Genomic DNA, 25,283 nt, shown 5'->3' with positions numbered 1-25,283 from the left:
CCATGGATCACGTCGCCGAGCACCACCGGGTCCGCACAGACGGACCGAGTTACACGAGTGCGGAGCGCCGGTCACCGGATTTCGGTCATCGACCGCCGTACGGTCCCGACCGGCCGCGACTCCCCCGTCCCCGACGTTAGGTCTGTCTCTCGTGTCGTTCGCCCGTCGCATCCTCGCCCAGCCCCGCACCGCCCGCCGCAGGAGCGTCGTCACCGGCGCCGCCGTGCTGCTCGGCGCTTCCGGTCTGGCCCTGGGCGTCACCCCGGCGATGGCCGCCGCCCCGGCCGCCGCTCCGACGTCCGTCACAGGCGCGCAGGCCACGGCGAAGAAGATGATCAGCGACAGCTCCCAGTACCAGTGCTTCCACAAGATCGTGGAGCACGAGAGCGGCTGGGACGTGAACGCCTCCAACGCCTCCTCCGGCGCCTACGGCCTGGTCCAGGCCCTCCCCGGCTCCAAGATGGCCTCGGCCGGCGCCGACTGGCAGACCAACCCCAAGACCCAGATCAAGTGGGGCGTGGACTACATGCAGGACCGTTACGGCAGCCCGTGCGGCGCCTGGGACTTCTGGCAGTCCAACGGCTGGTACTGAGCCGCCGACCGCACCACCGCGTGACGTACGAAGCTGTGCCCCCGCGAAACCGTGCGACGTACGAAGCCCCGACCGGATGACCGGCCGGGGTTTCGTACGTCGCACGGTTTCGCGCGCGTCTACAGCCGTTGAATGATCGTGCCGGTCGCCAGCGCCCCGCCCGCGCACATCGTGATGAGCGCGAACTCCTTGTCCTGGCGCTCCAGTTCATGCAGGGCCGTGGTGATCAGCCGGGCCCCGGTGGCGCCGACCGGGTGGCCGAGAGCGATCGCTCCCCCGTTGACGTTGACCTTCGCCAGCCCGTCGAGGTCCCCGTCGAATTCCCGCGCCCAGCTCAGCACCACCGAGGCGAAAGCCTCGTTGATCTCGACGATGTCGATGTCCTTGAGCGACATGCCCGCCTTGCCGAGCACCGCGCGGGTCGCGTCGATGGGCCCGTCGAGGTGGAAGTGCGGGTCGGAACCGACCAGCGCCTGCGCGACGATCCGGGCCCTCGGCTTGAGCTTGAGGGCCCGCGCCATCCGCTTGGACGCCCACATGATGGCGCAGGCGCCGTCCGATATCTGCGAGGAGTTGCCCGCGGTGTGGACGGCGGTGGGCATGACCGGCTTGAGGCCGCCGAGCCCCTCCAACGTGGTGTCCCGCAGCCCTTCGTCGCGGTCGACGAGCCGCCACATGCCCTGCCCGGCCGCCTGCTCCTCCTCGGTGGTCGGCACCTGGACGGCGTACGTCTCGCGTTTGAAGCGCTCCTCGGCCCAGGCGGCGGCGGCCCGTTCCTGCGAGAGCAGGCCGAGCGCGTCGACGTCCTCCCGGGTCAGGCCGCGCCTGCGGGCGATGCGCTCGGCGGCCTCGAACTGGTTGGGCAGATCGATGTTCCACTCGTCCGGCCAGGGCTTTCCCGGACCGTGCTTGGAGCCGCTGCCCAGCGGTACGCGTGACATCGCCTCCACGCCGCAGCTGATGCCGACGTCGATGACCCCGGCCGCGACCATGTTGGCGACCATGTGGGAAGCCTGTTGCGAGGAACCGCACTGGCAGTCCACGGTGGTGGCGGCGGTCTCGTACGGGAGGCCCACGGCCAGCCAGGCGTTGCGGGCCGGATTCATGGACTGCTCACCGGCATGGGTGACCGTGCCGCCGACGATCTGTTCGACGCAGTCGGCCTGGATGCCGGTGCGGCCGAGAAGTTCTCTGTAGGTCTCGCCCAGCAGGTAGGCGGGGTGCAGATTGGCGAGCGCACCCTGGCGCTTGCCGATGGGGGTGCGAACGGCTTCGACGATGACGGGTTCCGCGGCCATGAGCTCGTCCTCTCCTCGCACTTCCGCTGGGGCGTCCCGGCACCCGCGGAAGGAACTAGTACGCGTTCTAGTTCTGCAAGCAGTCTCATGACGCTTACCCCCGGTACGCAAGGGGCGTGCACGCACCTTTCGCGTACCTCGCACGCACCTGACACGCGTCCTGTGCGCCGTACGAGCCTCCAATGGACCCTTGACGAACGGGCGACAGGCCCGGTGGGACCGTAGCGGGCAACGGATCCAGCCACGCCTCTTGCCACTTGTAGAACTCGTTACTACCTTTCGGGCAACATCTGATGGGTCGTCAGAGAGTTCGCCGCCAGACCTGGAGTGGAGAGGTGCCCATGCGCTGCCCCCATCTGCCCGACGGTTTCGACTTCACCGATCCGGACCTGCTCCAAGCCCGGGTTCCCCACCCGGAGTTCACCCTGATGCGGCAGACCGCACCCGTCTGGTGGTGCACCCAGCCCGCCGGTATCTCCGGCTTCGACGACGAGGGCTACTGGGCCGTCACCCGCCACGAGGACGTCAAGTACGTCTCCACCCACCCGGAGCTCTTCTCCTCCAGCACCAACACCGCGGTCATCCGCTTCAACGAGACGATCAGCCGCGACCAGATCGAGGTCCAGAAGCTGATCATGCTGAACATGGACCCGCCGGAACACACCCGGGTCCGCCAGATCGTCCAGCGCGGCTTCACTCCCCGCGCCATCCGGTCGCTGGAAAAGGCCCTGCGCAGCCGGGCCCGCTCCATCGTCGAGACGGCCCTCGCCTCCGCCGACGACGACGGCTCCTTCGACTTCGTCACCAACATCGCCGTGGAACTCCCGCTCCAGGCCATCGCCGAACTCATCGGCGTACCCCAGGAGGACCGGTCCAAGATCTTCGACTGGTCCAACAAGATGGCGGCGTACGACGATCCGGAGTACGCGATCACCGAAGAGGTCGGCACGGAGGCGGCCATGGAGATCGTCTCGTACGCGATGAATCTGGCGGCCGCCCGCAAGGAATGTCCGGCCAAGGACATCGTCTCCCAGCTGGTGGCGGCGGAGGGGACGGGCAACCTCTCCTCCGACGAGTTCGGTTTCTTCGTGATCCTGCTGGCGGTGGCCGGCAACGAGACCACCCGTAACGCCATCAGCCACGGCATGCACGCGTTCCTGACCCACCCCGACCAGTGGGAGCTCTACAAGCGCGAGCGCCCGGAGACGACGGCCGAGGAGATCGTCCGCTGGGCCACCCCCGTGGTCTCCTTCCAGCGGACCGCCACCCAGGACCTGGAGTTGGGCGGTCAGCGGATCAAGAAGGGCGACCGGGTCGGGCTGTTCTACTCCTCCGCCAACAACGACCCGGAGGTGTTCGACGCCCCGGAGACCTTCGACATCTCCCGCGACCCCAACCCGCATCTCGGCTTCGGCGGCGGCGGCCCGCACTTCTGCCTCGGCAAGTCCCTGGCCGTCATGGAGATCAACCTGATCTTCAACGCCATCGCGGACGTACTGCCCGATCTGCGGCTGCTGGAGGATCCGCGGCGGCTTCGCTCCGCCTGGCTCAATGGCATCAAGCAGCTACAGGTCGGCACGGCGGCCACCGGCTGACGGCGGCCAACTGCCAGCTGCCACCGTCCAGCTACCAACCACCGTCCAGCGCCTGACGGCTGACGGCTGACGGCTGACGGCTGCCAACCACCGGCCGCCGACTGACGGATGCCCGCCGCGGGAGGCGCCGGGGCTGCGGGGATCATGAGGTCCATGCATGCCCTGCTCTCCGGCTTCGCCCCCATCTGGACGCTCACCGCGATCGGTTACGCCGTCGCGCGCGGCGGGCTGCTCGGGCCGGCGGCGGAGGACGTGCTCGGGCGGTTCGTCTTCCATGTGGCCATGCCCGCCGCCCTGTTCATGATGGTCTCCCGCGCCCGCCTCGGCTCGTTCGTGAACCCGTCGATGCTCGCCTTCGCCGCGGGCACGGCCCTCGCCTCCGGAGTCGGCTTCGTCGTGGCCCGGCGCTCCTTCGGACGCGGGACGGCGGAGCAGGCGATCAGCAGCATGGCGTCCGGCTATGTGAACTCCGCCAACCTCGGCATCCCGGTGGCGGTCCAGGTGCTGGGCGACGCGTCGTTCGTCGCGCAGATCATCCTGTTCCAGGTGCTGTTCGTCTCCCCGGTGATCCTCACGCTCCTGGACCGCGGCGCGGACCCGTCGAACACGCACTGGAAGGCCGGGTTCCGCCGCATGCCGACCATGCCGGTGCGCAACCCGATCATCATGGCCTCGCTGCTCGGCCTGCTGGTCTCGGCCACCGGTGTACGGCCGCCCCTCGCCCTGGCCCACTCTCTGGACCTGCTCGGCGCCGCCGCCGTACCCACCGCGCTGATCACCCTCGGGCTGTCGCTGCACGGCCGCCCGGACACGGCGGCGGCCGAGGAAAGGTCGGGGGTGCCGGGGAGCCGGTCGGAGGTCGCGACGGTGGTCGCCCTCAAGACCCTGCTGCAACCGCTGATCGCCTTCGCCGTGGGCGGACCGCTGCTGCTGGACCTGCCGGAGCCCCAGCTCCTCGCCGTGGTCCTCTGCTCCGCGCTGCCGACCGCCCAGAACGCCTTCATCTACGCCCGTCAGTACGGCCTGGACACCACGCTCGCCCGCAACGCCGTGGTGGCCTCCACGGTGGTGTCGATGGCCACGCTGTCCTTCGCGACGTGGGCCCTCGGACCGTCGCGGGGGTGATGCGTACGAAGGTCGAGCAGTGCGTGGCGGCCGGGGGCGGGTCACGGCTTGCCGCCCGCCCCGGCCCGCGTGCTACTACTTGCCGCCCGCCATTTCGCCGACCGCCTTTTCGCCGGCGCCCCTCTTGGCGCCTTCCGTCTCGCCGTCCGCCGCGTCTTCCGCTCCCGCGTCGGCCTCCGAGTCGGCCCTCGCGTGCTGCTTCACGTCGGCCTTCGCGTGCGGCTCCGCGTGCTGTTTCACGTCGGCCTTCGCGTGCGGCTCCGCGTTCCCCGACGCCGTCACCGGTTGCAGTGCCCTGCGCCCCGACAGCAGATACGTCAGCCCGAAGCCCATCGACACGACCAGCGCGCCGCCGACCGCGTCCAGCACCCAGTGGTTGCCCGTCGCCACGATCGCGGAGACCGTGAAGAGCGGGTGCAGCAGGCCCAGCGCCTTCATCCACATCTTCGGCGCCAGCACCACGATCACCACGCCGCACCACAGCGACCAGCCGAAGTGCAGCGACGGCATCGCCGCGTACTGGTTGGTCAGCGTCGTCAGCGTCCCGTAGTCCGGCTTCGCGAAGTCCTGCACCCCGTGGACCGTGTCGATGAAGCCGAGGCCCGGCATGAGGCGCGGCGGGGCCAGCGGGTAGAGCCAGAAGCCGACGAGCGCGAGGAGCGTGGCGAAACCGATGGAGCTGCGGGCCCAGCGGTAGTCGGCGGGGCGGCGCGCGTACAGCACCCCCAGGATGGTCAGCGGCACGATGAAGTGGAACGTGGAGTAGTAGTAGTCGAAGAACTCACGCAGCCAGTTGATCTCCACGACCGCGTGGTTGGCCCAGTGCTCGATGTCGATGTGGAGCCACTGTTCGATGGAGTGGATCTGACGGCCGTGCTCCTCGGCGGTGGCCCGGCCCGCGGTCGCCGCCAGCCGGACCTGCGCGTACGCGGAGTAGACGACCCGGATGAGCAGAAGTTCCAGCAGCAGGTTCGGGCGGCTGAACACGCGGCGCCAGAACGGCAGGAGCGGCACGCGTCTCCAGCGTGACGCGACGGGCTGCGCGTACACGGTGGGGACCGGCTGCTGCCAGTACGCCGAGGTGCGCGACAGGAACGGCGCCGCGCAGGCCGCCCCGAGCGCCGCGAGGAGCAGGACGTTGTCGCGTACGGGGAGGAGGGCCCCGATGTTCGGCAGCAGCATCTTTCCGGGCAGCGTGATCACCAGCACCACGACGGCCGGCCAGACCAGCCGGTCGGCGGACCGCTTTCCGACCCGGCCGACCACCGCGAGGAGCACCCACAGCAACTGGTGCTGCCAGGCGGTCGGCGAGACGGCGACGACGACACAGCCGGTCACGGCGACGGCGAGGAGCAGTTGGCCGTCCCGCGCGTAGCGCACCGCACGCCGCAGTCCGAGGAGGACGACGGCGGCGGCCAGGGCGAGGAAGAGGACGATCTCCACCGGGCCTTCCAGGCCGAACCGGAGCAGCGCACCGTGCAGCGACTGGTTGGCGAGGCTGTCCGGCCGCTCGCCGAGCCCGGCGCCCGCGACATGGTGCACCCAGTAGGTCCAGGAGTCGTGCGGCATGGCGGCCCAGGCCACGGCGGTACCGACGGCGAAGGTCGCCCCGCCCGCCACGGCCGCCTTGCGCCGGCCGGTCAGCCAGAGCAGGGCCGCGAACAGCAGGACGGTCGGCTGGAGGGCGGCCGCGATGCCGATCAGGATGCCGGACACCCGTTCGCCCCGGGCCACGAAACAGCCGAGCAGGACGAGCAGGACGGGCAGGATGCTGGTCTGGCCGAGGTACAGCGCGTTGCGGACCGGCAGCGACAGCATGAGCAGGCTGATCGCCACGGGAGCGGCGAGGAGAGTCGTACGGCGGCTGACGGGTGCGGGCAGGGCGCGCGCCGCGACGATGCCGAGGGCGGCGACGAGCAGCAGGGAACCGAACGTCCACGCGACACCCAGTGCCTGTTCGGCCGAGGCGGTGAGCGGCTTCAGGACCAGCCCGGCGAAGGGCGTCCCGGTGAACCGGTCGGAGTCGTACAGGGATCCCGGCATATGCAGGACCCCGTTCTCGCCGATCCATGTCTCCAGGTCGGTGAGGCGTTCGCCCGGTGGTTGCCGGAGCACCACCGTCATCTGCCGTATCGCCAGCACAGCCACGACCAGCCAGAGCACGACCCGGGTTATCCCGGTCCTCGCCTCCGCGTCCGTGACCGCGTTCCCGCGCACACTGTGATCCGCATTCGCCACGCTGCGCCGTCCCTCCCACCGTTCCATGCACTGTCCCCTCGACTCGGGGACGTGCGGATGAAGCCTCGCATTGCCCTATGAGGTAGACACAATCAACCCCCTCTTCGCCTGACTGTCACCGGGCTTTTGTCCGAAAGAATGCTCGAACGACATGATCCACGCGGAACGGACAGGCGTGGGACCGGCGGGAGCGGACGGACGGGCGGGGCGGACGGGCGGAGCGGACGCGCGGCAGGCCGACGGCCGGATCACCTGGAACTCCGGGTCAGTCCCCAGGGGCCGTTGTCCCCTGCCGGGCGGGGAACAGCGGAACCTCTCGCCCGGCGCACGCCGAGCGCGGGAAGCTGTTCGGTGACCTGAACAGTCATACGCAGGGTGAGGCGAGGGACTCCGATGGTCACCGGGTCGGCTCCGGTGCGGTGCCCGACTCCCGGGGCGCCCGGCCCGCGGGCAGCACCTCGGCGGCACCCGCTCCCGGCTCCTCCAAGACGTAATCCGTTCGTTATCCGATCATGTGCAAGTCAGAATGAGCCACATGACGTGGATCGTGACCCCTGAACGCTTCGACTCCCCCGACGCTGCCGTGCTGCGCCGGGACTATTACGACGAGGTGGCCAGCCGCTACTGGCAGCGGCCCGCCACCGCCGCGGAGATCGACGAGGGGCTCACCGACGACGGCGCCGACCGGCTCGTACCGCCGACCGGGCAGTTCGTCGTCGGCCGCTACGGGGGCAGGCCCGCGAGCTGCGCCGGGCTCGTGGTGACGGAACCGGACGCGGGGACGGCGGAGCTGACCCGGGTGTTCGTACGCCCCGAGTTCCGGGGCACCGGGGGCGGCGGGCAGCTGCTGGCGGCGATCGAGAGCGCGGCGCGCGCGTTCGGACTGCGGCAGCTCCGGCTCGACACCCGCAACGATCTGGTCGAGGCGCGCGGTCTGTACGCGAAGCACGGCTATCAGGAGGTCCCGGCGTTCCACCACCGCAACCAGTACGCGGAGCACTGGTTCGCCAAGGAGCTGTGACACGGGACGGGGTTCACGGGGCGAATTCCTGAAGCGGAGCGGGTCCACCGGAAACGGGCCGGTTCACGGGAGCGACGACGGTCCCGCGGAGCGTCACCCGTCGTCCGCCACCTGCTCACCCGCCGCCCGTCACCCGCCGCCGGCTCACCCGTCCCCCGCCCGTCAGGCCGCGTGGTCGCGGCGCGGTTCCGGCATGTGCGGCCGCTCCTTGCTCGACCCGCTCACCTCGGTGGTCAGCTCGGTGACCAGCCTGACCAGATCGGTGGGCCGTTCCGGTCCCCACCAGTCGCCCAGCAGCTCGGCGAGCGAGTCCTCGCGGGCCTGGGCGAGCCGGACCACGGCCTCCGCCCCCTGGTCGGTGAGGACCATCTGCACTCCCTCGCGCCGGGCCAGACCGCGCTCCTCCACCTGGCGTGCCGCCTCGCTGATCACCCTGAGGGGTACGGGGGCGACATCGGCGAGCCGGGCGGGTTCGACGGTGCCGTGCCGCTTGATCCGGAGCAGCAGCCAGCTGGCCGCGGGCAACAGGTCGTAGCCCGCCTTCCGGGTGATCTCCACATAGATGTCGCGGCGCCCTTCGCGGGTGGCGAGCACCGACAGGGCGCGGGCGCATTCGTCGTACGAGGAACGCTCCACCGGGTTCGACGCCAGGGTCTGGGTGGTGTCGGGGGCGGTCACCGAACCGCGCAGCTTGTCCTCCTTGAGGAACCAGGTGAAGCCGAAGGCGACCAGGACGACGGGGGCCGCGTACAGGAAGACATCCGTGATCGAGCTGGAGTACGCGTTGAGGACCAGGGGGCGCAGATCGCCGGGAAGCTGGCTGACGGCCCGCGGGTCGGCGCCCAGCCGGTCCGCGCTGACCCCCGGCGGCAGCGAACGGCCCTGGAGGGCGTCGGCCAGTCTGGCGGTGAGCCGGCTGGTGAAGATGGCTCCGAAGATGGCCACGCCGAACGAGGCGCCGATGGAGCGGAAGAAGGTCGCGCCCGAGGTGGCGACGCCCAGATCCTCGTAGGTCACGGCGTTCTGCACGACCAGCACGAGGACCTGCATCACCAGGCCGAGCCCGGCGCCGAAGACGAAGAAGTAGACGCTCATCTCCAAGGTGGAGCTGGACGCGTCGAGGCGGTGGAGCAGCAGCAGACCGGCCGCGGTGAGGGCGGTGCCGACGACGGGGAAGATCTTCCAGCGGCCGGTGTGGCTGACGAGCTGGCCGGAGCCGGTCGAGGTGATCAGCAGGCCGAACACCATGGGCAGCATGTGCACACCCGACATGGTCGGCGTGATGCCGTGGACCACTTGGAGGAACGTCGGCAGATAGGTCATCGCGCCGAACATCGCGAAGCCGACGACGAAGCTGATGACGGCGACGAGGCTGAAGGTCCTGATCCGGAAGAGCTTCAGGGGCAGTACGGGCTCCGCGGCGCGCCGCTCCACCACGATGAAGGCGATGAGCAGCAGCACGGACAGCACGGCGAGGGAGATGATCTGCGCCGAGCCCCAGGCCCAGGTGTTCCCGCCGAGGGAGGCGACGAGGACCAGGCAGGTGGCGACCGAAGCGATGAGGAAGGTTCCGGAGTAGTCGATGGTGTGCTTGGCCTGACGGACCGGGATGTGCAGGACGGCCGCGATGGTGACCAGCGCGACGACACCGATCGGCAGATTGATGTAGAAGACCCAGCGCCAGCTGAGCTGTTGGGTGAAGAAGCCGCCCAGCAGCGGCCCGAGGACACTCGTCACCCCGAAGACCGCACCGAACAGGCCCTGGTACTTGCCGCGTTCGCGCGGCGGGACGATGTCGCCGACGATCGCCATGGACAGCACCATCAGGCCGCCGCCGCCGAGCCCCTGGAGGGCCCGGAAGCCGATCAGCTGGGGCATGTTCTGGGCAACGCCGCAGAGGGCGGAGCCGATGAGGAAGATGACGATGGCCGTCTGGAACAGCTTCTTGCGCCCGTACTGGTCGCCGAGCTTGCCCCAGAGCGGGGTCGCCGCGGTCGCCGCCAGCAGGTAGGCGGTGACGACCCAGGACAGATGGTCCAGGCCGCCGAGCTCGCTGACGATCGTCGGCAGTGCCGTGGAGACGATGGTCTGATCGAGTGCGGCGAGCAGCATGCCGAGCAGCAGTGCGCCGATGGCGACCAGGACGGTTCGCCTGGACCGTCCTTCGCCGGGAGCAAGGGGCGGCGGGCTCAACTGCTGGGCCATGAGCATCTCCTCGGATCCGATACACCCCTATCCTTGCCGTTCTGTCCGTTTACGGCCTGCCGAGCGGCCGCAAGGCGTTGGGCTGCGCGGCGGCGGCCTGCATAATCGCAGGCAGTTCTAGGGGAGGGGACCCACTATGACCGGACATACGTGCCCGGAGTGCGGCAGAGGACTCGACAGACAGCAGCCGGTCACGGGGCAGGCGCCGCGAGCCCCGCGCGGCGGACCCGGCGGCTGCGTGTGCGGGGCGGGGGCCGCACGGCTCACCGGGGAGGAGCGGCGGGCCGCGCGCGCCGCGGAGACCGCCGCGGCCGAGGACTTCGATCCGCTGCGGATCAGGCCGTACGTGAAGCTGAGCGGCGACGGCACGGCCCCCGGCCGCCGGGGCTCCGGTACGGCCCGCGACGGCGGCCGGGACCAGGGTCGCGGCGAGGTCCATGACGCGGTCACCGGCCCCGGGCCCGATCCCGATCCCGGCTCCGGCTCCGATCCCGGCTCCGGCTCCGGCTCCGACGACGCCCGCCGTTACGGCGCGGGGCTCGGCCCGGTCCACGGCCATGTCGCACCCGACGCCGCGGACACCACGATGCCGCTGTTCCCGGGCGGCACGGCGATGGAGGGGACGACGGAGGGGGCGGCCGACGCGGCGGGACGCGGAGCAGCGTACGGGGCCATGGGCGCGACGGCGGGGCAACCTCCGTACGCCGGGGAGCCGACCGGGGTCAACCGGCGCACCGCCACCTTCGGCGCCGTTCCCGGCCCGGACACCGACCCGGACACCGACCCGGTCCAGCCCCGCCGTCGAGGACCGTTCGCCGTCCTTGCCGTGGGGGTGGCCGTGGCCGCCGTGGTCGGCACCGCGGCGTTCGCCGGGGGGCTGTTCAACGGGGACGACGGCCGGGACGAAGCCCTGCCGGAGACGGCGACGAGCTCCCCGTACGCGGGCGGCGGACCGGCTACTTCCGTTTCGGAGTCGGCCGGCGCGTCACCCTCGCCGTCCCGCTCGGCCCCCGCGTCGCCCTCCGCGTCGGCCACCGGGTCCGCGTCACCGTCGGGGAGCACGGAGCCGACCCGTACCGCCTCCGCGTCGGCCTCGGCGACCACGCCCGCCCCGTCCCCCTCGGCAGCCACGAAGGCACCGGGCGCACCGTCGGCGGCCCCACCCGCACAGCTGACCGGCCCCACGCTGCGGCCCGGTGACCACGGCCCCGAGGTGACCGAGCTCCAGAACCGCCTGAAGGAGGTCTGGCTCTACCAGGGGCCTTCGAACGCCGACTACACGGACCGGGTCGAGGCCGCCGTAGAGGTCTACCAGTCGTACAAGGCCATTCAGGGCGACCCCGCGGGCGTGTACGGGCCGAACACGCGGCGCGCGCTGGAGGCGGAGACGGACGGGCGCGGCGGGCGCTGACGTACGGAGAGGGGCGGCGGGGGACGGGATTCGCATTCCGGGGCAGCTTTTTGTATCGTGATGGAACAAAGTGGCCTCCGCTCGCACTCCCTGACCGGCGGGCGGGGCCGCTCTTGTACGTCACCCGCTGTACGCCACCGGCGTCGCCTCTCACCGGGGTGCACGCGAATCCCCCGCGCTCAGGAGCCAGCCGATGTCGGCCACCGTCCTCACCGCACGCGCCCTCCTTCTGGACATGGACGGCACCCTCGTGAACTCCGATGCCGTGGTGGAACGCTGCTGGCATCGCTGGGCGCTGAAGCAGGGCCTCGACCCGGTGTCCGTACTCAAGGTGGTCCACGGCCGGCAGGGGTACGCCACGATGGCCGTCCTGCTCCCGGACCGCCCCATGGAGCAGAACTACGCGGAGAACCGGGTCATGCTCGCCGAGGAGACCGCCGACGTCGACGGCGTCGTCCCGATCGGTGGCGCGCCCGCCTTCATGACAGCGATCTCCGCCCTCCCGCACGCGCTCGTGACCTCGGCCGACGAGGCGCTCGCCCGCGCCCGGATGACGGCGGCGGCCCTGCCGATGCCCACCGCGCGCGTCACGGCCGAGCAGGTCGGCGCCAGCAAGCCGGACCCCGAGGGCTTCCTGAAGGGCGCGGCCGAGCTGGGCTTCGACGCGGCCGACTGCATCGTGTTCGAGGACTCGGAGGCGGGCATCGCGGCCGGTCGGGCGGCCGGCATGCGCGTCGTGGGCGTCGGTCCGCGCGCCGCCGCGCTCTCCCCGGACGCCCATGTCGAGGACCTGACGCAGATCCGGGTGGAAGCCGCGGCCGACGGCTCGATACGCCTGCACATCAGCGCCGGCTGACGACCGCCGCACCCCCGCGCGCCCCCTCTCCCCCTCCGCCTCCGCCTCCCCGGAGTCAGTCCCGGTGCAGCCACCCGCGCGCCACCAGCTCCAGCACCAGCGCGACGGCCACCACCTGCACCGCCATCAACGCCACGAGCACGAACAGCTGCACGGCGCCCGCCGCCACAGGTGAGGCGCCGCCCAGCAGCATGCCCACGAACGCCCCGGGCAGGGTGACGAGCCCCACCGTCCGGGTCTGATCGAGCCCCGGCAGCAACGCGTCCGCCGCCGCGGGCCTGGCGATCTCCAGCCGGGCGTCCCGGTCCAGCAGCCCGAGTGCCATCCCCGCCTCCACCTCCCCGCGCCGGGTCCCGAGCTCGTCCAGCGCGCGCCGGCCACCGAGCACCGTGGCGGTGAGCGCGCCCCCGATGAGGATGCCCGTGACGGGGATCAGGGCGATGCCCCGGACCTGCACCAGCCCGGTGAGCAGCAGGACACCCACCACCGGCAGCACCCCGGCACCGATCGGCACGGCCGCCCAACGCCAGCTGCGATTGCCGGTGATCCGGTGCCCTGCCGTCCACACCGCCACCACGAACATCAGCGCCACGAAGCCGAGCAGGGGCGCCAGGGAGTGGATGACCCAGCCGATGATCAGGGAGACCACGCCGAGTTGAGCCGCGGCCCGCAGCCCGGCGATGACGATCTCGCGCGAACGGCCCAGCGAGGCCCACGCGGCGACGGCGGCCGCGAACGCCAGGAGCAGGGCGAGGACGACCCCGAGCGTGATGGAGACCGGTAGCAGCACGCGGCCACCCTAAGGCCGCCCCGCAGGACCGGCCCACCGGCGAACCGTCAGGATCAGCGGATCGACGGGACGGCACAACCACCACCAAGGCGACGCGAACCGCCGGACCGTCACCAAGGCGACGCGAACCGCCGGACCGTCGGTCAACGGATCATCAACTCCCATACCCACCAAGACCCCATGCCGATCAGCACAAACTTCGGAGTGAACGTCAGACCGAACCGCATGACCCCTTGATGTGACGTGCGCATGTCGCCACCCTGTTACCTGGCGCCCCCCTCACAGAAACCTGGCGCCGCCACGATGGCCGGGCTTCACCGGCCGCCCGTCCAAGGTCCCCCCACATCAAGGGAGTTCGCATGTCTGGTGTCTACGCGCGTCGTATCGCCGTCGCCGCTGCATCCGCCGCACTCGCCGCCACCTCCGCACTGCTCACCGCGCCGACCGCGCAGGCCGCCATGCCCACCCCGGTCAGCGCCGCCACCGCCCGCACCTACCTCGGCGAACTCACCGTCGGGGCGGAGGGCTCGTCCAGCGGCTACAGCCGTGACAAGTTCCCGCACTGGATCACCCAGTCGGGCGCCTGCAACACCCGCGAAGTCGTCCTGAAGCGCGACGGCTCGAACGTCCAGCAGGACTCCAGCTGCGCGGCGGTCAGCGGCAGTTGGTACTCGGAGTACGACGGGGCCACCTGGACCGCCGCCTCCGACCTGGACATCGACCACATGGTCCCGCTCGCCGAGGCCTGGCGTTCCGGCGCGAGCAGCTGGACCACGGCCCAGCGACAGTCCTTCGCCAACGACCTGACGCGCCCCCAGCTCATCGCGGTCACGGACAACGTCAACCAGGCCAAGAGCGACAAGGACCCGGGTGAGTGGCTGCCGTCGCGCAGCGCGTACCTGTGCACGTACGTGCGCGCCTGGGTGCACGTGAAGCACTACTACGACCTGAGCGTCGACTCGACGGAGAAGGGCGCGCTCCAGTCCGTCCTGAACAACTGCTGACCCACCGGATAAGGCCGCCGGCACCGGCACCACAGGCCCGGTAGCCCTTCCGCCCGCCCGGCCGCCCGGCCGCCCGGCCGCCCGCCCGCCCGGTTTCCCGCACGGTGATCCGCCCCGCCCGGCGGCGGATCACCGCGCGGAACCGTTACGCCCTCGATCGGCGTTCCGTACCGTACGGGCCATCCGTCACGGGGCCCGCCCGCGACCGGGTCACCCGTCACGGCGGTACGAGGAGGGCACCACATGGCCGGGCTGCGCCTGGGACCAATGCTGCGGTACGTCGACTGGGAGTCCGGCTCCAGCGCGACCGTCTGGGTCGAGACCGACCGCCCCTGCACCGTCGAAGTCCGGTGCGCGGACGGGGCGTCGGGCTCGTCCCCGACGTTCGCGGTCGGCGGCCACCACTACGCCCTGGTGGTCGTGACGCGACTGACGCCCGGCTCGACGACGGCGTACGAGGTACTGCTCGGCACCCGGCGGGTATGGCCGCCCGAGGAGTCCCGTTTCCCCGCGAGCACGATCACCACCCCCTCCATCGAGGGCGGGGCCACAGACGGGGCCGGAGCGGGGGCAGGCACCGGGGCCGGGACAAGGACCGGGTCCGGGTCCGGGTCCGGGTCCGGGTCCGGGCAGCGAAACGTCCGGATCTCCTTCGGCTCCTGCCGCTGGGCGGCCGCCCCCGCGGGTGAGCGTGACCCCGTGGGCCCGGACGCCCTCGACACCCTGGCCGCGCACCTCGCCGCCGACCCCGACGCCGTACGCCCCGATGTCCTGCTGCTCCTCGGCGATCAGGTGTACGCCGACGAGACGTCCCCGGCGACCCGACGCCGCATCGCGGCGCGCCGCGATCTGAACGAGCCACCGGGCGCGGAGGTGGCCGACTACGAGGAATACACGTACCTGTACGACGAGTCCTGGCGGGACCCCGAGGTGCGCTGGCTGCTCTCCACGGTCCCCAGTTGCGCGATCTTCGACGACCACGATGTCGTTGATGACTGGAATACGAGCGCCGCCTGGCAGGCGGACATCCGGGCCACACCCTGGTGGCACGAGCGGATCGTCAGCGGGCTGATGTCGTACTGGGTCTACCAGCACCTGGGCAACCTCTCCCCCGCCGAGCTGGCCCGGGACCCGTTGTACGCGGCGGTCCGGGCCACACCGGACGGGACCGAACCGCTGCGGCTCTTCGCCGCCGGGACGGACGCCGACCCCGCCCTCACGCGCTGGAGCTACCGACGTGTTTTCGGCCGAGTACGACTGCTGATGGTGGACACCCGGGCGGCCCGTGTTCTCGACGAGGGGCGGCGGGCGATGCTCGACGCCGACGAGGCCCGCTGGCTGCGGGAGGAGGCCCTCGCCGACCCCGGTTCGTACGACCATCTCCTGATCGGCAGCTCGCTGCCGTGGCTGCTGCCGCCGCTCATCCATGACGCCGAGAGCTGGAACGCCGCGCTGTGCCGCGGCGAGCGGGGCGAGCGCTGGGCGCGCCTCGGCGAGAAGCTGCGCCGGGCGTCCGACCTGGAACACTGGGCGGCATTCCCGGAATCCTTCCGCCAGTTGACGGAGCTTCTGCGGGAGGCGGGGAGCGGCCCGGACGCGCCTGCGACGATTTGCGTGCTCTCGGGCGATGTGCACCATGCGTACGTCACCGAGCCCGAGTGGCCCGCGTCCACCCCGGGCGGCCCCCCGGACGCCCGCGTCCTGCAGCTGACCTGCTCTCCCGTCCACAACTCGATTCCCGCCACGATCAGGGCGGGCTTCCGTTTCGGCTGGAGCCGGGCAGGCCGGCGGCTCGGCCGGGTGCTGGCACGGCACGGACGCACGGGCACGCCGCCGGTGCGCTGGCGGAAGTCGGGCGGCCCCTGGTTCGGTAACCAGTTGATGACGCTCACGTTGCATGGCCGGAAAGCTGCGCTGACATTGGTTCAGGCCAGAGAGAACACCACAGGTTCCCAGCTGGAGACGGTTCTGGAGCGATCACTCACCACCGAGGAATAGGCGATTTTCAGACAGTCGACAGAATGTTGAACTTGCAAGCACTGGTGAGGTTTCCCTAACCTGGGGTGCTCAATCGGTTCACGTCCCCACCAGACCGAAGGAGCCCTCCCCCCATGCTCGAATCGCTCAACCGGGCCCAGCCCTACTCGATCGGCCTCTTCCGCTTCGTCGTCGGCTTCCTCTTCGCCTGCCACGGCGCCGCCTCACTCTTCGGAGTGCTCGGCGGTGCCGTGGGAGGCGGCGGGGCCCTGACGGTCGGCACCTGGCCGAGCTGGTACGCGGCCCTGATCCAACTGGTCTGCGGCACCCTGGTCGCACTCGGCCTCGGCACCCGCGCGGCCTCCTTCCTCGCCTCCGGCTCCATGGCGTACGCGTACTTCACGGTGCACCAGCCGAACGCGCTGCTCCCCCTGCAGAACGGCGGCGAAACGGTGGTCTTCTTCTGCTGGGCGTTCCTTCTGCTGGTCTTCACGGGCCCCGGCGCCGTGGCCCTGGACCGGCTGCTCTCCGCACGGTCCGAGCGCGTCCACAACGGCGAGCACCCACGCGAGCACGCACCGGCCGTCACGGCCTGACCCCCCGCCCCCCAACGCGGCGCCCGGCTCCTCCGCGACGGCGAGGAGGAGCCGGGCGCCGCACCGGGCCACCCGCCCTGCCCCCACCGGGCCGGGCGGTCAGCCTTGACCGCGAGTACGCCTCACACCCGCCCGTGGGACCCGAACGGCACGGTGAAGCAGGCGACCCGCTCCCCCGCGCCGCCCGACACGTCGTGAATGATCACCGACCTCGCCCCGCCCTCCCGGAAGCCCCAGCCGTGCCGGGCCCACGCCGAGCCGTTGCCGTGCCGGTCCGTCCGGAAGTCGAGCCAGACCTCGTTGTCCGGGTCCGCGGTCGCCGAGGCACGGTGCTGGTAGTGCGGGCCCGCCGCCTTCGGATCGGCGCCGCAGGGTGCGGTGTGCACATGCATCCCGTAGACACGGTTCGGGACGAGCCCGCGCAGCCACGTCGCGACCCGGGTCCCGGAGTGGTCCGACCGCTGCTCGACGCTGATCCAGGCCGCCGCCGGGACGAGCTCCGTGTCATAGGTGACGGCGCTGGAGGGAACGAACGCGTTCGGCGGGGAGAAACGCGCCTCGATCCGCATGTCGAACCCTCGCCCGCCGACACCGCCACTGCCACTGCCAATGCCACCGCCACTGCCCGGACCGGCGCCGAGCGCCCCATCGACGTCGGCCTGCTGGCCACCACCGGGCGCTTCGACCCCTCCGGCACCACCGGCACCACTGGGCCCTCCGACACCACCGGCCCCTTCGGCCCCGCTGACACCGCCGGTCAACATCACCAGGACCGCGGCTGCCGCCAGCACCCCTGATCCCGGTCGCCCCACCCGTACCGCCGCTCGTACCGTCATCCGCTGCTCCTCGCTTCGCTCTCGCCGGGCCGTTTCCTCCGGCCCTAACGACGGCGCACTCCCAAGGTGTACGTGAGCTGCACAACATCACCCGCACTTGGTGATGGCCGGGTAAACAGCGGGCGTACGCTGTACAGCTGACCCTGCCGCCCCTGCCGCTCCCCTGCGACGTCGCGGCGTCGACACGAATCGGGGAGTAGTAGGTGCTTGAGAGTGTGGGCGCGCTGACCAGCAGCCCATGGATCTACGCGGTGGTCGCCCTCTCGGTGCTCCTGGACGTCTTCGTACCCCTCCTGCCCAGTGGTGTCCTGGTGATCACGGCCGCCACGGCCGCCGCCGCGGGCTCCACGACGGTCAACGGCGCCGCCGGTGAGGCGACCCAGCAGGTGCCGTCCCTGCTCGTACTGACCCTGAGCGCGGCCACCGCATCGGTGCTCGGCGACCTCGTCGCGTACCGCCTCGCCTGGCGCGGCGGCGACCGGCTGGACCGGGCCATCGCCCGCTCACGCCGCCTCACCACGGCGCAGGAACGTCTCGGAGCGGCACTCAGCCGCGGCGGCGGCGCGCTCGTCGTCATCGCCCGTTTCGCCCCGGCGGGCCGTTCCGTGGTCTCTCTGGGCGCGGGCGCCGCCCACCGCAAGGCGAAGGAATTCCTGCCGTGGTCGGCCCTGGCGGGCGTGGCGTGGGCCGGTTACAGCGTGGGGCTCGGCTACTTCGGCGGCCAGTGGCTGGGGGCGACCTGGTTCGGGACGGCTGTCTCGGTGCTGGCCCTGTTCGTGGCGGGCGCACTGGCGGCGCTCATCATGCGGCGCCCGGCAGCAGCCGCGGCCGCAGCGGCAGCCGCGGTGGTGACCGTACCCGCCCAGGGACCGGCCACCATGCCCGCACCCGAACCGGCACCCGCCGCTTCCTGACGAAGCACCCGCCCCGCCCCTTGCCTCCCCGACTTCCTGCCCGACCGATCACCCTCTGGCGGCGCCCCTGACCTCCAGGCCGTCGAGCAGCTTCATCGTGGCTGCCGTGATCTCGTCGACGGCTCGGTCGAAGACTTCCCGGTTGTGCGCGGCGGGCGCACGGAACCCGGACACCTTGCGCACGTACTGAAGGGCAGCGGCGCGCATGTCCTCCTCGGTGGCCTCTTCGGGGATGGCTGGCGGACGAAGGGTCTTGATACTGCGGCACATACCTCCATTGTGTACCGCGTCACTGACAACGCCCCGGCCCCGCATCACCGCCCTCCCACTGCCGCGCGCGACCGGTCACGGAGCGCTGACGGTGACGATGTGGCCCTGGGCGTCGACCGTGAGGGCAACGCGCTCGACGCGATTCGTGACGGCCACGCCCAGCCACACGATGCCCCACATGAGGCAGGAGAAGACGGTCAGGATGGCGTGCAGCACATGGTTCACCGGCTGCCCGCGCACGAGCACCACCTGTGCCCCGGACCGCGACTCCACCCGCCACCCGCTCGCGATGCGCTGATTGACCACCCAGTCGAGGATGAGACCGCGCTGTACGTCGTCGGGCGGCTCACCGACGTAATAGCCAGGAGGCGGCTCGATCGAGACCCACCCCCGCGGCACACGACGAGGCTTCACGCGGCTCACCTCCAGGTTTCGAGGTCGCCGCCTCGCCATTCGATCAAGTGCGGCTGGTCCAGCTCCACGACCCGATCCACACCCGACGCCAGCCCCGCCTCCCGCAGAAGCGCGGCCACATCACCCCGCCCGTGCGCCAGCCCCACGATCTGACCGCGCACGGTCACCCGCCGCCCACCGGTAGGCGAGGGCGGATGAACGATCACAGGCGGATGTCCGTCCATGCCTCCACGGTGCCCCGCCCACAGCCGGACCGCATCCCGGCGGGACGACCCGGCCGTGGTCCCGTCGACCGTGGCGGCAACGTGTCGACGGGACCAGAATCACCGGCTCTCACGGGCGGAGTACGCGGGGCTGCCCCAGCCGTAGGGCCGGCTGAGCCGGATGCACCCTCCATTGCTGGACCTGTGACAATGAGGATCGATCCATTGCTACCGAAGTTTGGCCGCCAATGAACTGCCGTATGGTCCAGGGTGCTTTTGCCGTCGGCTCGATCGGAGTCCTGATCAACATCGTGGACGTGATCGAGTCGGGGCGTCTGGAGCCGTACCACGCCTTCCCCGCGCTGGTCGCGCTCGGTGCGGGTGCCGAGCTGCTCAAGGACCGGCGGCCCGGGGCTGCGCGGGCACTGCGCGTCGTCGCGTCGGTGTTGCTGGTGGTTGCCGGATCCGTCGCGGGGTACGGGGCATGGTCCGCACTCTTCCAGGGCGCGGCCTATGACTGGCTCGACCTCGTGCTCGGAGTGTCGGTCGCGCTCTTCGTCGTCGTCGGCGGCGCTGGTCGACTGCTCGCCCGCAGGTCCGGCAGGACACCAAAGTCCGGTGCGAACGCCGACATGATCAGCGGCTAGCACCGCCGCGAAGGCCCACGCCCGGCGATGCGGCGTCCCGCCCAGATCCGGCGCGTACTTTCGATGGTCCCCGCACTGCGGGATTGCCCCCTTCGTCTTCCGGCGGAGGGGCTGTTTCGTGTGCCCGGACCTGGTCGGAGGAGGCCAAGCCCGGTCGGCGACAATGCCCAGGTGAAGACCTGGACGGACAACCTCCCGCAGATATCTTTCTCCTGCTGCGACCTCCCGGAGGGCGGCGAGTGGATGACTCAGGAGGAGGCCGCGTCCTCTCTGGGTATCGGCCCGATCCATCTCAACGCGCTGACGCACATCACTCACCGGATCGACCTGGTCCGCACCACCGGCAAGGACCTGGCTGTCACCCGCGCCAGCGTGGAAGCGGAGAAGCACTGGCGTGCCACCGCTCCCCGCTGGCGCAAGGCCCTGCGCCTGCTCAAGGACATCGTTCTCTCGTTCTGAGGGCCCCGATCGAGGCCAGGCTGCTGGTCGCCGGTCGAGCGGTCAAGATCGCCTGTCAAGGGGAAGTCGTGTCCTCGCCGGTAGCATCCGAGTCAGCGGAAGTCACCTATTTTCGCGGGTTCGGTACACAAAGCCGCAGGTCACGAACTATGTTCCCCGTACGCGCGGGGATGGTCCCGGGTAAGCCTGTACGACCGCGGGCAGGCCGTTATGTTCCCCGTACGCGCGGGGATGGTCCCGCTGTTATCGGTTTCGTCGCTGCTCCTCGGCGATGTTCCCCGGACGCGCGGGGATGGTCCCACCGGGCACCGCGCCGGAGTCGCCGAGCTGGGATGGTCCCGTACGCGCGGGGTTGGTCCCATGTTCTTCACTGGCGAGAGCTACGTATGTGGATGGTCCCCGCACTGCGGGGTTGCCCCTTTCACCTTCGGGTGGAGGGGGCCCTTCGTATGCCCGCACCCGGTCAGAGGAGGCCGACGGAGGGCGGTCGAGCAGACACCGTGACCATGGGCCCCTCGGCGCGGACGCGAACTCCGCACCAGGACATCGTCACACCGCACCCGCTCCCACGGCACGCGCCCCCATTACCTGCGAGGTAATCGACACGCCCCACCCTCCGAGGCAGCCTTACGTAACCGGTTCCTGGGCGGTGCACCCCACCTTGGGCCGTTCGCACATGACCTCGACTTCGACCTTGACGGAAGCTGATCACCATGTCCGCCGCTCTGCTCACCGGGCTGTCCCGCACCACCGACGCGACGGCCATGCTGCGTCGCTTCCTCGCCCTCGACGCCATCGCTACCGGCGTCAACGGACTGGCGTACGCCATGGCGTCCGGCCCGATCGGGCGGCTGCTCGGAGTCGACGACCGGGTCCTCCTCCCGCTGGGTGTCCTCCTTGTGCTCTACGGGGTGAGCGTGGGCGCTCTCGCCGCCCGACCGGAGCCGCCCGCCGCGCTCGTGAAGCTCGTCATCGACTCGAATCTGCTGTGGGCGGCCCTCAGCGTCACATCGCTCGCGCTCTGGATCGACCCCGAGCCCGCCGGCGCCGTGTGGATTCCGTCGCAGGCACTGATCGGCATCGCTTTCGCGACTCTCCAGTGGTCGGCACTTAGACGCAAGACACCTTGACGGTGGTCGTCGTGTATTCACCGCACGTGAGGGTGCCGGTCTGGACCTTGGTGGCCTGAGGCACACGGGCCGCGGTCGCCACGGTGAGGCGGCCTTCCTGCTGCTCGGCCCAGGCCGCGCGCTCCAGTGCGATCAGGTCGTCGGTGAGTTCGATATTCGCCACCAGCGGATCGTACGGCCCCGACCAGGCAGCCGCTGGGACCGGCACACAGAAAGGGCCTTGCCCCATACCCTGACAGTGACGAGCTGTTCAGAGAGGGGCAAGGCCATGCCGAATGATGCTACCCCGGACCCGTACACCGACCCGATGGGATTCGGTCAGCGCATGCAAATTCTCCGCACCCGACGCGGGCTGAGCCGTCCGGTTATTGCCGGGCTGCTCGGTATGTCGCCCTCGTGGGTGAAGCAGGTGGAGACAGGGCAGCTCCAGATGCCGAAGTTGCCGATCGTGCTGCGTATCGCCGAGCTGCTGCGTGTCCGCGACCTGTCCGACCTGACGGGCGACCAGTCCACGCCGACAGAACTGTTCATCGGTCCGGGCCACCCCAGGCTCGGAGCGGTCCGGGCTGCAGTGAACACGCTGACGCTGGGCAGCGACCGGCAGGCGCCGTCGACCGAGCATCTGGCGGCCCGGCTGGCGACGGCCTGGGCAGCACGCCACCAGGCGGCGAACCACCGAGAGGTCATCGGTGAGCTGCTGCCTGGCCTGATCCGAGACGCCCAGCTGGCCGTACGTCAAACGGACACGGCAGCTGAGCGGCGGGCAGCTCAGGCGGTCCTGTCCGAGGTCTACTCGCTGTCGCAGTTCTTCGTCGCCTACCAGCCCGACAGTGCCCTGCTGTGGCGTGTGGCCGAGCGAGGCATGGTCGCGGCGCAGGAGTCCGAGGACCCGCACGCAATCGGAGTGGCTGCGTGGCTGGCCGCGCAGGCGCACCGGGATACCGGGCCGTCCCACTTCGACGCGGCGGACGCCATGACGATGGAGGCACTCGGCTACCTCGACCGGTTCCTCCCCGACGCCGACGACCGCACGGTAGCCATCACCGGCGCCCTCCAGTTCGAGGCCGGGTACACAGCTGCTCGCCGTGGGCAGTCCGGCGTCGCCTGGGGATGGTGGGACAAGGCAAAGGCCACATCCCGCCGCCTGGATCCGACGTACTACCACCCGATCAGCAGCTTCTCGCAGGCCATCATGGGCGCCCACGCGGTCACAGTCGCGGTGGAGCTCCGCGCTGGCGGCGAGTCGGTGCGGCAGGCCGTGGCCGCAGACGCCACCACGATTCCTTCCCGGCCGCGTCTGGCCCGGCACCGGATCGAGGAAGCCCGCGCGTACCAGCTCGACGGGCAGCAGGAGACCGCGCTCGCGACGCTGGAGCGCGCGTACCGGGCCGCCCCAGAGACCATTCGGTACAACGGGTACGCGAGGCGCATCGTGCTGGAAGAGACGGAGTCGAAGGTCCCGGCCCGGCGGCAGCGCGCGGCTCAACTGGCTGAACAACTCGGGTTGCTGGCAGCGTAGTTCGAACCTCTGAGCGAGGGGCAGGAATCCTGCCCCTCGTTTGCTGTGGCCGCTCTTACGGTCTGAGGACGTCCCCCCGACGACTCAGGAGGCCCCCATGGCGGTGACGCACCTACCGGCGGTCAGTGGTCTGACCGAGCAGCAGCAGCGCGGTTGGCATTGCGTGTGGTGCCGGTCACCACTCGGCACTGACCTGGGCGTCGACCTCGGCGAACAGCGCGTCACCCCCGCCACCGGCGCCGCATACTCCTGGTTCCCCCGTGAATGCGTGGACGCCCTTGCGTGCTCGGGGCGGAGGGCGGCCCGGTGATGGCATCGACGCAGCAGCGGACCGCAGTCCCGCCCCCGGAGCTTGCGTATCTGGCGTATCTCGGGCACACCCTCGCGTGCGACGCCTGCCGAACAGGCGCGCAGTGCGCGACCGTCATACAGCTCGGCCGCGCATGGAAGAAGGCACGCCGATGAACACGCCCATCGGGTACGGGTACTGCTGGGCCGAGAACCCCGGCACCTACGCCCGATGCACCCAGCAACCCGGCCACACCGGTCCCCACTACGACTGGCGTGCCCCCAGCGAGCACAGGGAATGGCCGAACACCCCGGACAGCGCCCGGAGGGACGACGAGTGAAGTGCCACCACAGCGGCGGTGTCCACGACTTCGCGATCGAGACCGACGGCATGGCCTGCTGCCCCGAACACGGGGTCACCCTCCTGTGGCACGGCCAACCGATCACGAACACCGAGCTGGCCGAGGCCGCGGCTTCCGGGGCCCGGCTCGATGACGTGCTGGGCCTGGCCGAGCAGCTCCGCGGCGACACGCACAGCACCTCCTGCCGCGCAGCACAGCAACCCCACCTGGCCGACGGCCACGACCACTGCCGGCGTCCTGACTGCGCCTGCCCCTGCCACACCACCTGAACGGAACCACCATGCACAGCGCGACGCTTCCCACCCCGACCGCGAACGACGAAGGCGGGCAGGGCTGCTCCGGATGCGGCACCACGAAAGGGGCGTGCCACGACCCGAACCGGCACGGACTCCGGTGACCGGCCGGGCTACTTCCGGACGAAGTCGGCGAGATCTGTGCCCAGGGCTTCGGCAATGAGGATGAGGCTGTCGATCAGCGCGGCCGAGTGGCCCATCTCGATCCGGTTGTACGTGGCCCGGTCCATCCCGATGTTCAGGGCTACCTGCTCCTGCGTCAGGCCGGCGGTGAGCCGGGCTGCGCGGATGCGGTCTCCGATGGCCCGGCGGCGGGTGAGTACCCAGTCGGGTGGTGGAACGGAGCGCGGCACACAGTCACGCTCGCCCGACCATGATCGAATGTATGTAGGGCAGAACCTACATCTTGCGGCACATGCCAGAGGCACGTAACCCTGAGCGGCCGACCCGAAAGGGCCCGGCATCGAATGCGGCGCCTGGTGTACGCGTCTCCGCCAGATTCCGCCGCATGGCGCTATGACTCGGTCATAGCGCCCCGCCCCGCACCTAAACAGGTGCGGGGCGGTCTACGTTGGACAGCAGAAGGCCCCCACCGACATAACCGGTGGGGGCCTTGCTTCTGTGGGACCGGCCTCCCCGCCGGTACACCACAGACTTTCGGGAGGCGCGTCTCAGGCGCGCGTGGGGAGACGTGCCTGCCCCTCCCTGCCCAGCAGCCTACGTGCCGGGGGCACGGAATCCATCACTCGAACGGGTGGCGAATCATGGCGCTTCCCGTGGGGATGTGGACTCTTAGTGGACTTTGGCCACGAGAAGGCCCCCCAGCCGATCATGGTTGGGGGGCCAAAAACAGGCTCTCACCTGCTACTTATCCCTGGTGGGCGCGGACGGTTTCGAACCGCCGACATCTGCTTTGTAAGAGCAGCGCTCTACCCCTGAGCTACGCACCCGTGGATGAGGCAACAGCGTACATGGCTCAGGGCCCCCGCTCACAAACCGGTTCCGCGGCTCCGGTCCCGGCCGTTCGGTGGGGGTAGGTCGTGGGGGTGGATGGGGGGATATCCCCACCCCGGAGACGGTAGCCGTCCGGATTCTCGTCGGTGGCGCGGGTGCATACGGTGAAGCCGCACCGGCCACGAGGGACGTACCGGAAAGCCGCACCGGCCGCGAAGGACGTACCCGCCGCAGCGAGCGGCACCATCCGACAGCACCACCTGGGGGACCGATCACCGTGGAATTC

27 protein-coding genes and 1 tRNA gene are annotated in these 25,283 nt (G+C 70.6%); 17 read left to right on the top strand and 11 right to left on the bottom strand.

Annotated elements, in window-relative coordinates:
- Positions 1-151 precede the first annotated feature (151 nt).
- Entirely contained in the window at positions 152-592 is a 441-nt protein-coding gene (locus OG413_RS19795) for a transglycosylase SLT domain-containing protein (protein ID WP_266807293.1), read from the top strand.
- Between the two features lie 119 nt (positions 593-711).
- Here OG413_RS19795 and OG413_RS19790 read toward each other — a convergent pair whose 3' ends face one another.
- Positions 712-1,890 (bottom strand): steroid 3-ketoacyl-CoA thiolase, encoded by a 1,179-nt coding sequence (locus OG413_RS19790; protein WP_266807291.1) that lies wholly within the window; start codon positions 1,888-1,890, stop codon positions 712-714.
- A gap of 341 nt (positions 1,891-2,231) precedes the next feature.
- Here OG413_RS19790 and OG413_RS19785 point away from each other — a divergent pair, with 341 nt between their 5' ends.
- Together OG413_RS19785 and OG413_RS19780 are read left to right on the top strand one after the other, a co-directional pair.
- Positions 2,232-3,485 (top strand): cytochrome P450, encoded by a 1,254-nt coding sequence (locus tag OG413_RS19785; RefSeq protein ID WP_266807289.1) that lies wholly within the window; start codon positions 2,232-2,234, stop codon positions 3,483-3,485.
- 153 nt (positions 3,486-3,638) lie between these two features.
- The gene (locus OG413_RS19780; RefSeq protein WP_266807287.1) at positions 3,639-4,610 is read left to right on the top strand and encodes an AEC family transporter; all 972 of its coding nucleotides are present in this window, start codon (positions 3,639-3,641) and stop codon (positions 4,608-4,610) included.
- Positions 4,611-4,685: 75 nt separating this feature from the next.
- Here the strand turns inward: OG413_RS19780 and OG413_RS19775 are convergent, their stop codons facing one another.
- Positions 4,686-6,875: a bifunctional glycosyltransferase 87/phosphatase PAP2 family protein gene (locus OG413_RS19775; protein WP_266807285.1), complete on the bottom strand. Its 2,190-nt coding sequence runs from the start codon at positions 6,873-6,875 to the stop codon at positions 4,686-4,688.
- Between the two features lie 508 nt (positions 6,876-7,383).
- Here OG413_RS19775 and OG413_RS19765 point away from each other — a divergent pair.
- Positions 7,384-7,869 (top strand): GNAT family N-acetyltransferase, encoded by a 486-nt coding sequence (locus OG413_RS19765; RefSeq protein ID WP_266807283.1) that lies wholly within the window; start codon positions 7,384-7,386, stop codon positions 7,867-7,869.
- A 162-nt stretch (positions 7,870-8,031) separates the two neighbouring features.
- On the opposite strand, the gene OG413_RS19760 is transcribed toward OG413_RS19765, so the two are convergent.
- On the bottom strand, positions 8,032-10,074 hold the full coding sequence (locus tag OG413_RS19760; protein WP_266807281.1) for an MFS transporter: 2,043 nt from the start codon (positions 10,072-10,074) through the stop codon (positions 8,032-8,034).
- Positions 10,075-10,210: 136 nt separating this feature from the next.
- Here OG413_RS19760 and OG413_RS19755 point away from each other — a divergent pair, with 136 nt between their 5' ends.
- Both OG413_RS19755 and OG413_RS19750 read left to right on the top strand, forming a co-directional pair.
- On the top strand, positions 10,211-11,485 hold the full coding sequence (locus OG413_RS19755; protein WP_266807279.1) for a peptidoglycan-binding protein: 1,275 nt from the start codon (positions 10,211-10,213) through the stop codon (positions 11,483-11,485).
- A gap of 193 nt (positions 11,486-11,678) precedes the next feature.
- Positions 11,679-12,341 (top strand): HAD-IA family hydrolase, encoded by a 663-nt coding sequence (locus tag OG413_RS19750; RefSeq protein ID WP_266807277.1) that lies wholly within the window; start codon positions 11,679-11,681, stop codon positions 12,339-12,341.
- Between the two features lie 55 nt (positions 12,342-12,396).
- Here OG413_RS19750 and OG413_RS19745 read toward each other — a convergent pair whose 3' ends face one another.
- Positions 12,397-13,131, bottom strand: a complete 735-nt coding sequence (locus OG413_RS19745) for an ABC transporter permease (protein ID WP_266807275.1) — start codon at positions 13,129-13,131, stop codon at positions 12,397-12,399.
- A 359-nt stretch (positions 13,132-13,490) separates the two neighbouring features.
- Here OG413_RS19745 and OG413_RS19740 point away from each other — a divergent pair, with 359 nt between their 5' ends.
- The 3 genes from OG413_RS19740 (at position 13,491) to OG413_RS19730 (ending at position 16,708) form a co-directional block, all read left to right on the top strand.
- Positions 13,491-14,135, top strand: coding sequence for an HNH endonuclease family protein (locus OG413_RS19740; protein WP_266807273.1), 645 nt, complete (start codon positions 13,491-13,493; stop codon positions 14,133-14,135).
- A 243-nt stretch (positions 14,136-14,378) separates the two neighbouring features.
- Positions 14,379-16,133: an alkaline phosphatase D family protein gene (locus OG413_RS19735; RefSeq protein ID WP_266807272.1), complete on the top strand. Its 1,755-nt coding sequence runs from the start codon at positions 14,379-14,381 to the stop codon at positions 16,131-16,133.
- A gap of 113 nt (positions 16,134-16,246) precedes the next feature.
- Positions 16,247-16,708, top strand: a complete 462-nt coding sequence (locus tag OG413_RS19730; RefSeq protein WP_266807271.1) for a DoxX family protein — start codon at positions 16,247-16,249, stop codon at positions 16,706-16,708.
- A 122-nt stretch (positions 16,709-16,830) separates the two neighbouring features.
- Here the strand turns inward: OG413_RS19730 and OG413_RS19725 are convergent, their stop codons facing one another.
- On the bottom strand, positions 16,831-17,544 hold the full coding sequence (locus tag OG413_RS19725; protein WP_266807270.1) for a superoxide dismutase family protein: 714 nt from the start codon (positions 17,542-17,544) through the stop codon (positions 16,831-16,833).
- 203 nt (positions 17,545-17,747) lie between these two features.
- Between OG413_RS19725 and OG413_RS19720 the strand changes: the two genes are divergently transcribed.
- Positions 17,748-18,458 carry a DedA family protein gene (locus OG413_RS19720; RefSeq protein ID WP_266807269.1) on the top strand — a complete coding sequence of 237 codons (711 nt, stop codon included), beginning with the start codon at positions 17,748-17,750 and terminating at the stop codon, positions 18,456-18,458.
- 48 nt (positions 18,459-18,506) lie between these two features.
- Here OG413_RS19720 and OG413_RS19715 read toward each other — a convergent pair whose 3' ends face one another.
- The 3 genes from OG413_RS19715 to OG413_RS19705 all read right to left on the bottom strand — a co-directional run bounded on the left by OG413_RS19715 (position 18,507) and on the right by OG413_RS19705 (position 19,366).
- Positions 18,507-18,728, bottom strand: a complete 222-nt coding sequence (locus tag OG413_RS19715; RefSeq protein ID WP_073724812.1) for a DUF2277 domain-containing protein — start codon at positions 18,726-18,728, stop codon at positions 18,507-18,509.
- 75 nt (positions 18,729-18,803) lie between these two features.
- Complete coding sequence (locus OG413_RS19710; RefSeq protein WP_266807268.1) at positions 18,804-19,142, bottom strand: hypothetical protein; 339 nt, start codon at positions 19,140-19,142, stop codon at positions 18,804-18,806.
- A 5-nt stretch (positions 19,143-19,147) separates the two neighbouring features.
- Positions 19,148-19,366 (bottom strand): hypothetical protein, encoded by a 219-nt coding sequence (locus OG413_RS19705; protein WP_266807266.1) that lies wholly within the window; start codon positions 19,364-19,366, stop codon positions 19,148-19,150.
- Between the two features lie 239 nt (positions 19,367-19,605).
- Between OG413_RS19705 and OG413_RS19700 the strand changes: the two genes are divergently transcribed.
- The 3 genes from OG413_RS19700 to OG413_RS19690 all read left to right on the top strand — a co-directional run bounded on the left by OG413_RS19700 (position 19,606) and on the right by OG413_RS19690 (position 21,581).
- Positions 19,606-19,992, top strand: a complete 387-nt coding sequence (locus OG413_RS19700) for a hypothetical protein (RefSeq protein WP_266807264.1) — start codon at positions 19,606-19,608, stop codon at positions 19,990-19,992.
- A gap of 171 nt (positions 19,993-20,163) precedes the next feature.
- On the top strand, positions 20,164-20,451 hold the full coding sequence (locus tag OG413_RS19695) for a DNA-binding protein (protein WP_266807262.1): 288 nt from the start codon (positions 20,164-20,166) through the stop codon (positions 20,449-20,451).
- 713 nt (positions 20,452-21,164) lie between these two features.
- Complete coding sequence (locus tag OG413_RS19690; RefSeq protein WP_266807260.1) at positions 21,165-21,581, top strand: hypothetical protein; 417 nt, start codon at positions 21,165-21,167, stop codon at positions 21,579-21,581.
- Here the strand turns inward: OG413_RS19690 and OG413_RS19685 are convergent.
- Positions 21,562-21,744 (bottom strand): hypothetical protein, encoded by a 183-nt coding sequence (locus tag OG413_RS19685; protein WP_266807258.1) that lies wholly within the window; start codon positions 21,742-21,744, stop codon positions 21,562-21,564. The genes OG413_RS19690 and OG413_RS19685 overlap by 20 nt on opposite strands.
- Before the next feature lie 105 nt (positions 21,745-21,849).
- On the opposite strand from OG413_RS19685, the gene OG413_RS19680 reads away from it, so the two are divergent.
- The 4 genes from OG413_RS19680 to OG413_RS19665 all read left to right on the top strand — a co-directional run bounded on the left by OG413_RS19680 (position 21,850) and on the right by OG413_RS19665 (position 24,019).
- Positions 21,850-23,100, top strand: coding sequence for a helix-turn-helix domain-containing protein (locus OG413_RS19680; protein ID WP_266807256.1), 1,251 nt, complete (start codon positions 21,850-21,852; stop codon positions 23,098-23,100).
- 97 nt (positions 23,101-23,197) lie between these two features.
- Positions 23,198-23,410, top strand: coding sequence for a hypothetical protein (locus OG413_RS19675; RefSeq protein ID WP_266807255.1), 213 nt, complete (start codon positions 23,198-23,200; stop codon positions 23,408-23,410).
- Between the two features lie 151 nt (positions 23,411-23,561).
- A complete protein-coding gene (locus OG413_RS19670) occupies positions 23,562-23,729 on the top strand; it encodes a hypothetical protein (RefSeq protein ID WP_266807254.1) in 168 nt (55 codons plus the stop codon).
- Positions 23,726-24,019, top strand: coding sequence for a hypothetical protein (locus tag OG413_RS19665; RefSeq protein WP_266807252.1), 294 nt, complete (start codon positions 23,726-23,728; stop codon positions 24,017-24,019). Before OG413_RS19670 ends, OG413_RS19665 begins: the two co-directional genes overlap by 4 nt.
- Before the next feature lie 137 nt (positions 24,020-24,156).
- Here the strand turns inward: OG413_RS19665 and OG413_RS19660 are convergent, their stop codons facing one another.
- Together OG413_RS19660 and OG413_RS19655 are read right to left on the bottom strand one after the other, a co-directional pair.
- Complete coding sequence (locus OG413_RS19660; RefSeq protein WP_266807250.1) at positions 24,157-24,396, bottom strand: helix-turn-helix domain-containing protein; 240 nt, start codon at positions 24,394-24,396, stop codon at positions 24,157-24,159.
- A 522-nt stretch (positions 24,397-24,918) separates the two neighbouring features.
- Positions 24,919-24,993 (bottom strand) — tRNA-Val (locus tag OG413_RS19655).
- Positions 24,994-25,283 lie beyond the last annotated feature (290 nt).

Source organism: Streptomyces sp. NBC_01433 (assembly GCF_026340105.1).
GTDB lineage: Bacteria > Actinomycetota > Actinomycetes > Streptomycetales > Streptomycetaceae > Streptomyces.
This window is presented reverse-complemented; position numbering and strand designations above follow the sequence as displayed.